The organism is Huintestinicola sp. (assembly GCF_050874005.1).
Classification (GTDB): domain Bacteria; phylum Bacillota; class Clostridia; order Oscillospirales; family Ruminococcaceae; genus Huintestinicola.
On sequence record NZ_JBNMJV010000003.1, the window covers coordinates 102,952 to 112,187 of the forward strand.

Below are 9,236 nucleotides of genomic sequence, written 5' to 3' on the forward strand. Positions count from 1 at the left end.
TATCTTCCTTTCATCAAGCGTTTGTAAGAATAGTCGAACCTGCGGTGCTTTCTTTTTTTACAGCGCCCCTGTCGTTATATGTATCAAGCTCGCCAACGGTGCTGCGTATTTTCTTCAGCCTTTCGGATACGATGATGTTGGCGGTGTCGTTGATTTCCTTTATTTTATAGACCATCTCGGAAAGGGAGGTGCGCTGCTCGTCAAGGCGGGACTTGTATTCCTCGGGAGCTTCGCTTACTATCTGCTCAAAGGTCTTTGAACTGTTATCGCCCAAAAGAGCAAGCCGCTGCTTCTCAAGGGAATTGCTTTTCATAATAAATGCCTGCTCGGTGGACAGGGAAGCGGAAAGCTCTTCAATATTGCCTTTGTTCAGCATATCCATTTTGGAATATTCAAATTTAAGAAAGCTTCTGAAATGAGCGTTATACTCATCAAAGAAAGCGATAAGCGCATTGTAATCCATAAGATCAATTCCTTTCACGAGGAAACCGGTACTTTAAAGTCCGAGAATAGAGTCAGCTATATCTTCTGAAGATACCCTGTAGCTGCCGTCAGCTATCTGTGCGGAAAGCTCGGCGAGCCTTTCAGCGGAAGCAGAGCTGTCTGCGACTGCCTTTGCGGCGGTTTTCAGAGTGTCCGAGAAGCTTGCTCTTGCCGATACGGAAAACTCTGCCTTGTCGGTATTTCTTCCCTTGTTTTTCTGAGTTTTGCCTGCCGTGGGTCTTGAAGCGGATTCGCTTGCGTATCTGTATGCATTGATCGCTGATGTGTAATTCTTTATTTCCATAAAATCTCCGCCTTTCTTTAGGGGTATGCCCTTTTTTCTGTGATTTTACATAGTTATCCCAATGCTCTACTATATATATCGGCAGGAAGATAATAAAAATTTAGCAATTCAGAGTATCTTTTTTGTATAAATAAATTTATTTTTATACTTATAGTATAATATAAAATATAATTACATAAAGTAAAAGGCGAAGCACAATGCTCCGCCATAATTTCTTATTTTACGCCGTCCATATAATCTCCGATAGCTTCTATCATTGATTCGGTGAGCAGCAGCTCAGGCTCGATTATCATAATAATTTTGCCGTCAGCCTTATAGACTCCCTTGATGTATTTGCCTGTAGAGCCTGATATAGATGGAGCAGGGGATATCTCGTTCGTATCGAAATCAACCACAGCGCATACCGAATCCACAATAAATCCCAGATAATCGGACTTTGCGCTGCCCTTTGACTCGGTCACGATAACGCATATCTTGTCTGTGACCTCCATAGGGGGCTGATGGAAACGCACTCTCATATCAATAATGGGGACGATATCCCCTCTGAGATTTATTACGCCCTTGCCGTACTCGGGAAATTCGGGAACGGGAGAAATGCTTCCGCAGCCGTTAAGTATCTCCTTTACACAGCTTATTTCAATTGCGAAGGTCTGCCCCGACAGCTCAAAGGTCAGGTATTTTTCTTCCTCCACAAAGCTCAGCTCCTTTCGGGATAGTTCATTTTCTTTTTAAGCAGACTGCTTATCTCCTCAAGGGGAGCCTCCTCGCAGACTGCGCCTAATTTGTACGCTTCCATAGGCATACCGTATACCACGCAGGTCTCCTTGTTCTGACCTATGGTATAACCTCCTGCCTGACGTATGAGCAGAAGTCCCTTTGCACCGTCTGCGCCCATTCCCGTAAGGAGAGCCGCAGCCGCAGCTTTTCCTGCACATTTTGCCACGCTTGTGAACATAACGTCCACCGATGGGCAGTGTCCCGAGACTTTGTCGCCCTCCCTGCTGGATATGTAATATCCCTTGGAGTCCTTGTGAAGCTCCATATGGAAGCCTCCTGCGGCGATAACGCACATACCCTTGTTAAGCCTCATTCCGTCCGTCGCTTCAAATACCGCCAGAGGAGCGCTGCGGTTGAGACGTTCGGCGTACATTTTGGTGAACACAGGGGGCATATGCTGGGTGATAATAACGGGTGGGCAGTCCTCGGGAAGTCCCAGAACTACCTTTTCCAGAGCGTCTGTGCCGCCTGTAGATGCGCCAAGAGCTACGATCTCAACGCCGCCTCTGTTATATTCGGCGGATCTGCCGCTGTTATTTTTTCCCGAAGCTGCGCCGCTTCTGGGCAGCTCAGAGTGGAATGAGGACGAATTTCTTGCACAGAGCTTTGTAATGTCCGAAGCAACATCACGGATAAAGCCGTTAACCTTTGCAGGGTCTGAAACGTCGGGTTTGACACGGAATGAAGCCGCTCCTGCCATTACCGCTTCATCTGCCTTATCCTCACGGGAGGAGATCATAATAACGGGCAATGGATACTGGGGGAGAAGCCTTTTTAAAAATTTCAGACCGTCCATACGGGGCATTTCTATATCCAGAGTCATTATGTCGGGCTCCAGTTCAAGGATCTTGTCTCTTGCCTCGTAGGGATCTGCGGCAGTTCCGACTATTTTAATGCCGCTGTATTCGGAAAGCTTTTTTTTCAGCAGCTCTGAAAAAACCAGAGAGTCGTCTACTATGAGAACCTTGATCATAGCTTTGATATACCTCGCTGCCTGTCAGAATTTACTTTTCCCGCCTGTAAATGGCGGGCTTGATGTATGAATATCTTGTGTCTCTCGATACGTTTTCGGCGTGACCGATGAAAAGGTAGCCGCCTTTTTTGGTAACGTCGTAAAAACGTTCGATAAGTGCATTTTTTGTGTCGGCGTCAAAATAGATCATAACGTTCCGGCAGCTTATGAGATCGAAGGGCTTCTTACAGACGATAGGATCCATAAGATTGAACTTTTTGAAAACCACTTCGCTTCTTATCCTGTCGATGACCTGATAATTCTCGCCGTCAATGCGCTGAAAGTATTTATCCACCCATTTTGAGGGCAGTCCCTCCAGCATTTCCTTGGAGTAAACACCTGCTTTTGCGGTGCGGAGAACGTCGGTGTCAAGGTCGGTGGCGAGGATAGTGGTGTCCCAGCCGTCCTTTCTTCCGCCGAAGTATTCGTCAATGGTCATAGCGATGGTGTACGGCTCCTGACCTGTGGAGGAGGCAGCACACCATATGCGTGCGTCTCTGTCTTTAACGGAGGACTCTATGTAAGGCAGCACGGTGCTTTCAAGAAATTTGAAATGCTCAGGCTCACGCATAAAGAAGGTGTGGTTGGTGGTGAGCTTGTTTACAAGGCGGATAGTTTCCTTGCCGCTGCTGTCGCTGAGTGCGTAGTTTATGTAGTCGGTGAAGTTGTCGAAGCCGCTTGAAGAAACTATGCCCGTAAGCCGTCCCTCAATAAGCACACGCTTTTTTTCCAGATTTATTCCGTAGTTTGTTTTTATAAATTCCACAAGGCGAAGAAAATCATCATCTGTAAGCTTCAGCATTGTTTCTTAAACCCTGTCCTTTCTCTGCGAAAACGGGAATTACTGCTCCATAACGAGCTTTTCGCAGTTAAGGAGAAGCTTTATTCCCTCGGAGTTCTCGATAATATTTTTGATATAGTGATTAGCGTTCACATTCTTGTTGGCAGGAGTAGCGCAGATCTCCTCAGGCTTAGCCTGAGTGACCTCTCTCACCCTGTCAACGATAATGCCCGCCTGATTGCCCCCGTCAAATTCGAGAACGATGATGCAGGTGCGCTCGTCATAGGGTATCTCCTCCTTGCCGAAACGCTTTCTCACGCTGATGATGGGCACAGTTTTGCCGCGGAGATTTATGATGCCCTTGATATAATCGGGGACCTTGGGGACCACGGTTATCTGCTCTATGCCGATTATCTCGTTGATGTATTTTATCTCAATTCCGTAAACCACGTCGTCGATGGTAAAGAGAAGCACCTCGCCGCCTGTGGTAATGAAATCCTTGGTATCTTCCTTGGTGTAATTGCTCATTGCTTAAACCTCCCCTGACTTAAAAATCCGAAATAATGTTGCTGATGTCAAGAATGATGGTAATGGAGCCGTCGCCCAGAATGGAGCAGCCCGACATACCGTTCTGCTTGACGTTGAAGTTGTTGAGCAGGGGCGGGAAAGGCTTTACAACGACCTGCTGCTCACCGATAAGCTCGTCTGCAAGGAGGCAGGCGCACTTTCCGTCTGACTCCACGAGAATGATTATTCCCGAATATAGATCGGTCACTGCACCGTCTAAGTCATAAAGCTCGTAAAGGCGGATAAGGGGATAACATTCGCCTCTTATCATGATCATTTCTCTGCCGTCGGTGTCTCTGAGTATCTGGTTTGGTCTCAGCTTGAAGGATTCCTTGATGTAGCTTATGGGAATGGTGAATATGGAGTTTCCTACGGAAACTTCCATTCCGTCAACGATAGAAAGTGAAAGGGGTATCTTTATAATGAAGCTTGTGCCCTCGCCGATCTTGGACTCAACGGAAACGGTGCCGCCGCACTTTTCGATGTTCTGGCGGACAACGTCCATACCAACGCCTCTGCCCGAATATTCGGTAACTGTCTCGTTGGTGGAGAAGCCGGGGAGCATAATGAGGTTAAGAGCTTCCTTTTCGGTGTATTCGGAACGGGGCTTTGTAAGGATACCGTTTCTCTCAGCCTTGTCAAGAAGCTTTTCGGGGTTCATACCCATACCGTCGTCGGCAACAACGATAACGACCTCTCCCGAGGAGCTGTATGCAGAAAGGGTGATCTTGCCCTTGGGGCTCTTGCCGGCAGCAATACGGTCTTCGACATTTTCCTCAATGCCGTGGTCCATAGAGTTTCTTACCATATGCATAAGGGGATCGTTCAGATTGTCGATGATGGACTTGTCCACCTCGGTCTCCTCGCCCTCAAATACAAGGTCAACGTCCTTGTTAAGCTTTACTTTCATATCACGGACGATACGTGTCATTTTGTTGAATGCGCCCGAAATGGGGACCATTCGGATAGACATAACGATATCCTGAAGCTCGGAATTGAGCTTTCTGAGCTGTCTTGCAGCCTTCTGGAAATTATCGAGCCTCAGACCCTTGAGGTCGGGGTTGGAGGTGACCATAGCCTCTGTGATAACTATCTCGCCCACCATATCGAGAAGCTGGTCGAGTTTGTAAAGATTTACGCTGATAAGGGACTGCTTCGCACCGCCCGACGCTTTGTTTTCGGCAGGCTTTTTCTCTGCAGGCTTGCTTTCGGGCTTGGGAGCAGGCTTTGCTTCCGCATGAGGGGCAGGAGCGGGCTTTTCCTCCGCCTTGGGGGCGGCAGACTGAGAAGCAGGAGCGGGAGCTGCAGCAGGAGGAGTGTCCGAACCGTTTTTAAGAACGGTAACGCTTGCAACATTTGCAGTCTCGCCGATAATTTTAAGTATAGCGTCATCACCGTAGCCCGACTTGAAATGGATAATAAATCCGTTGTCTCTTATAGTCTGAGCGGTGGACTGGTTCGTCTCAATGTCCGCAGGCACGAAAGCCAGCTCGTCGCACTCCTCACGGATATTGTTGATAACAAGGAGGGCACGGAGATTTTCCATCTTGCAGTCCTCAACAAACTCTACCTTTGCAGTAGTGAGGGTGTAAGCAGGCACCTCTGCGGTCTTTTCGCCGCCCATAGAAAGGACTTCGCAGGTCTTTACGTTCATAGTGCTGCCGATAAGGCTGATAATATCCTCCGCAGTAGTCTGTGCAGGAGTGAAATGAATGATAAATCCGTTTTCCACAATGACCTTTGCGGTCTCGGAATTATCCTCGATGTCCTCAGGCTCAAATTTGAGCATAGAGCATTCGTTTCTGATGTTGTTGATAACGAGGAGGGCACGGAGATTTTCCATCTTGCAGTCCTCTTCAAATGTTACCTTGACTGTGGTGCTGTTGTCGCCGCCGCCCATAGTAACGGTTATCATTTCCCCGGGGTCAGCCGCAGGAGCGGGCTTTTCGGGAGCGGGAGCGGAGGCCTGTGCAGGAGCAGCTGCAGGGGCGGAAGCTCCTTCGCCGTTTTTGAGCATAGCGGCAAAATCCTTTATCTTGGTCATCTGCTCGCTGAAATCCGTAGGTTCGCTGTCCTCGTCCTGGATAAGGTCTATCTCCGCCTTGAGAAGGTCGGAAGCTGTGAAAACCAGGTCATAAAGGGAGCGCATATCGGAAATAACGGGATTGTCCTCTCTTATGATGTAGAACATATCCTCGATAGCGTGGGCGAGGTGGGACATATTGTCAAGCCCCATCATAGCCGAGGAGCCTTTGATAGTATGCATTATACGGAATATCTCGTTGATCTCATCTTCACCGAAGCTGTTCTCGTTTTCGGTCTTCATTAAGATCTGGTCAAGCTGCTCCAGGAGCGAAGTGGTTTCAAATATGTACATATCCACCATTGATTCCATACCTGCTTCAAACCGAGCCATTATGTTTACCGTCCTTTCTGTGGGGAGTGACTGCATTATAGTGCAGTACAAGACCCTTTACGCAGAGATTTTTATTATGCAATATAGTATTATAACGGCAGACCGTTATATAAACGGCAAGCTGCATTATTCTGACAAACATTTGTCCGACCGAAGTGATATACGGGTCGGCAAAACTATACATTTATATTATACAATAAAAATTCTTTAACTACAAGCGGATTTTTAAAGATAATGTTCATAAGACTTGAAAAAAAATGTGGCGATTTTCGGCTATTTTTAACAAAAATTAAAAAACAGGCCCTATAAACGTTGAAAAATGTGATCAATATGTGATAGAATTAAGCTGAATATTTATTTATAAAGATAAGGGGGGATAATAATGTCCGAGCTTATTCAGATAACCACGCCCACCGCCCCGAGAGACTATGCCCAGAACAATAATAATAACCGTCATAACGAAGTCCAGCAGAACCCCACGGGGCAGGTGTTTGATCTTGGAAATCAGACCCGGGTAGTCAAGACAAATGACCGAGGGGGAGAGAATGCCGAGCGGAACTTAAAGGACGAAAGCGGCGGAGTGCTTATGCGTTCCTCTGCGGACGCAGTAAAAAATCCGTCTTCTGCCCTTAACGCCGCCAAGGAGCTTATCTCCACGGAAGCGCTTGATCTTGTAAAGGAAAGCGGAGACGCCGAAGCTCTCAGCAAGCTGACTGAGTTTGCCTCCGAGGTAATGCTCACTCCATCAAATCTTGCCGCAGATATGACGGCTCAGCAGAAAAACGCCACCATTTTCGGAGATAAGCTCTGGGGCGTATTAAAGGACATAGTGGACTTTTCCGCCAAAGATAACTTTGGGGGAGCGGAGGAGCTGAAAGCAGCTGTGGCTGACTTTGCCAAGGCGGCGGCGAATGTTTCTTCAAAGGACGAGATACTAAGGTCTCTTTCCGCAAATTTCAAGTTTCTTTCTCTTGAAGCGGCACCCAGCAAGGCGGTTTCTGATGAACTGGCAGCAGCTTCAAAAGCCATTTCGGGACCCGATGCAGCCGCAAATTTTGCCTCTCTGAAGCCCACTCTGCTAAAGCTTTTAGGCTTTACCGAGCACAGTCTCCTTTTAAATGACAATACGAAAAATCTTCTTCCCCTTATCGTCCATAATATGTCACGTTATAACGACGACCCCGAAGCCCTGAGAGAAAGCTTTGACTCACTTTTAATGATGACCGAAAGTCTTAACGTCCCACCCGATACAATGGAAAAAATGGGACTTGACAAAACTCAGACACTTACTGAAAATCTGGAAAAGCTTTTTGACAGCTATATAAAGGACAACGAGTATCTTCCCCCCGAAGCAAAGCAGGCTTCTCTGATAAGCACGGAGACTTCTTCCCACGAAGCGGGACTGCGTTCGGCGGTAAATCTCCTGGCGGCAGGAGCGAAGCATATGGCAGCACGTATCCCCGAGGAAACTCTTACAAGAGTGCTTTCAACGGTGGATTTTACCGAGGGAGACGAAGCTGTCCGAAAACTGCTGGGCGCCGTTATCCCCAATACGCCTGCAATGAGGAACGCCCTCCAGACCATATTCGACGAACTTGAAGCCACAAAAGACCTTGACGCACTTATCGACCGACTTAACGTTATCCTTGAGAATATTGACGGAGAAAACAGCGAAAAAATGATAAGCCTTGCACAAGGACTAAACACCGCCCTGGGTGAAATGGCTCAGAGCGGCGAGTATAAAATATCCGCCGCAACCTCAATGGAAACTCTTACTGATTTCCTTTCCAAAAACATAAACAGCAATATCCTCCATTCTCTTTCGGGGGTCACCAAAAGCGATATGGTCCAGAATATGCTGACCGCTCCGGGAGTATTTACCCCCCTGCTCCACCAGTTTGTCCCTCTCGACGCATTCGGCATAAGAGCCTTTGGTGAACTGTGGGTGGACCCTAAAGCGGAGGAGCTTATCGAGAATAAGAAAAAAGGCTCCCAGAGCAGCGGCGAAGCAGGTTCGCATATGCTTCTCTGCTTTGATATCGAGGACACAGGCTATTTCGAGCTTGAGATATACGAAAAGGACAGGAATATGACTGTAATGCTCCTATGTCCCGAAAAGCTTGAAAGCACATTTACGCCAATAAAAGAAACCATACCGAAAATAGCGGAGGCAAACGGATATCACGTTTCCGCAGCACTTGTGGAGGGGCTGAGAGCCAAAAGGTCTCTGGATCAGGTGTTTCCGAAGCTTGGCAGTCAAAGGGGTGGACTGAATGTCAAAGTCTGATTTGAAAAAAAGTGCGGCGGTGGCGCTGAAATACAATCCCGAAAAGGACTACAGCCCCATTGTTGTCGCCGCAGGACACGGCCACGCCGCCGAAAGGATAATCTCCCTTGCGGACGAAAGCGGCGTTCCCATCTACAGGGACGACAGCGCAGCGGCGGTGCTTACAATGCTTGACGTAGGTCAGGGCATACCCCCCGAAATGTATTCGGTGGTAGCAGCTATCTATGTTGAGGTAATGAAGCTTGCGAAGGAGAAAAAAGACGGCGACAGGGAATAATAACATTATAGCACATCTGTGCCGAAATGTCAATAGCTTTCAAGAACATAATTTCTGAAAAAAATAAATCTGTATATCTGCACAAAAATTTGACAATAAATCTGTATAATTTTATCACATATAATTTTTCCCGTCTTTGACCCAAAGGCGGATATTTTTTTGCAAAGGTTTAACACAGCATAGTAAAAAATTTTAACTTCCCCCAAAATCCACTCACAAAAGTTGAAAAATCACGCAGGCATAGGAAAAATGGGCAAAAAAATTTTGAAAAAGGTCAAAAAAATAGTGCAATATCAGCTCCGATATGGTATAATGTTAATAACCACAAAAAC

Annotated in this window: 9 protein-coding genes; 2 read left to right on the top strand and 7 right to left on the bottom strand. The window is 47.1% G+C overall.

What is annotated here, in order from left to right; all coding sequences use genetic code 11:
• Positions 1-13: 13 nt before the first annotated feature.
• The 7 genes from flgN to ACR0QN_RS02220 all read right to left on the bottom strand — a co-directional run bounded on the left by flgN (position 14) and on the right by ACR0QN_RS02220 (position 6,340).
• Positions 14-463, bottom strand: a complete 450-nt coding sequence (gene flgN, locus ACR0QN_RS02190) for a flagellar export chaperone FlgN (protein WP_432649551.1) — start codon at positions 461-463, stop codon at positions 14-16.
• 33 nt (positions 464-496) lie between these two features.
• A complete protein-coding gene (locus tag ACR0QN_RS02195) occupies positions 497-787 on the bottom strand; it encodes a flagellar biosynthesis anti-sigma factor FlgM (protein ID WP_432649552.1) in 291 nt (96 codons plus the stop codon).
• A gap of 215 nt (positions 788-1,002) precedes the next feature.
• Positions 1,003-1,479, bottom strand: coding sequence for a chemotaxis protein CheW (locus ACR0QN_RS02200; RefSeq protein WP_432649553.1), 477 nt, complete (start codon positions 1,477-1,479; stop codon positions 1,003-1,005).
• Between the two features lie 5 nt (positions 1,480-1,484).
• Positions 1,485-2,537, bottom strand: a complete 1,053-nt coding sequence (cheB, locus tag ACR0QN_RS02205; RefSeq protein ID WP_432649554.1) for a chemotaxis-specific protein-glutamate methyltransferase CheB — start codon at positions 2,535-2,537, stop codon at positions 1,485-1,487.
• A gap of 31 nt (positions 2,538-2,568) precedes the next feature.
• The gene (locus ACR0QN_RS02210; protein WP_432649555.1) at positions 2,569-3,378 is read right to left on the bottom strand and encodes a CheR family methyltransferase; all 810 of its coding nucleotides are present in this window, start codon (positions 3,376-3,378) and stop codon (positions 2,569-2,571) included.
• A 39-nt stretch (positions 3,379-3,417) separates the two neighbouring features.
• A complete protein-coding gene (locus ACR0QN_RS02215) occupies positions 3,418-3,885 on the bottom strand; it encodes a chemotaxis protein CheW (protein ID WP_432649556.1) in 468 nt (155 codons plus the stop codon).
• Between the two features lie 19 nt (positions 3,886-3,904).
• Complete coding sequence (locus ACR0QN_RS02220; RefSeq protein WP_432649557.1) at positions 3,905-6,340, bottom strand: chemotaxis protein CheW; 2,436 nt, start codon at positions 6,338-6,340, stop codon at positions 3,905-3,907.
• A gap of 382 nt (positions 6,341-6,722) precedes the next feature.
• Here ACR0QN_RS02220 and ACR0QN_RS02225 point away from each other — a divergent pair, with 382 nt between their 5' ends.
• Positions 6,723-8,627: a hypothetical protein gene (locus ACR0QN_RS02225; protein WP_432649558.1), complete on the top strand. Its 1,905-nt coding sequence runs from the start codon at positions 6,723-6,725 to the stop codon at positions 8,625-8,627.
• Complete coding sequence (locus ACR0QN_RS02230) at positions 8,614-8,904, top strand: EscU/YscU/HrcU family type III secretion system export apparatus switch protein (protein ID WP_432649559.1); 291 nt, start codon at positions 8,614-8,616, stop codon at positions 8,902-8,904. Before ACR0QN_RS02225 ends, ACR0QN_RS02230 begins: the two co-directional genes overlap by 14 nt.
• Positions 8,905-9,236: the final 332 nt, after the last annotated feature.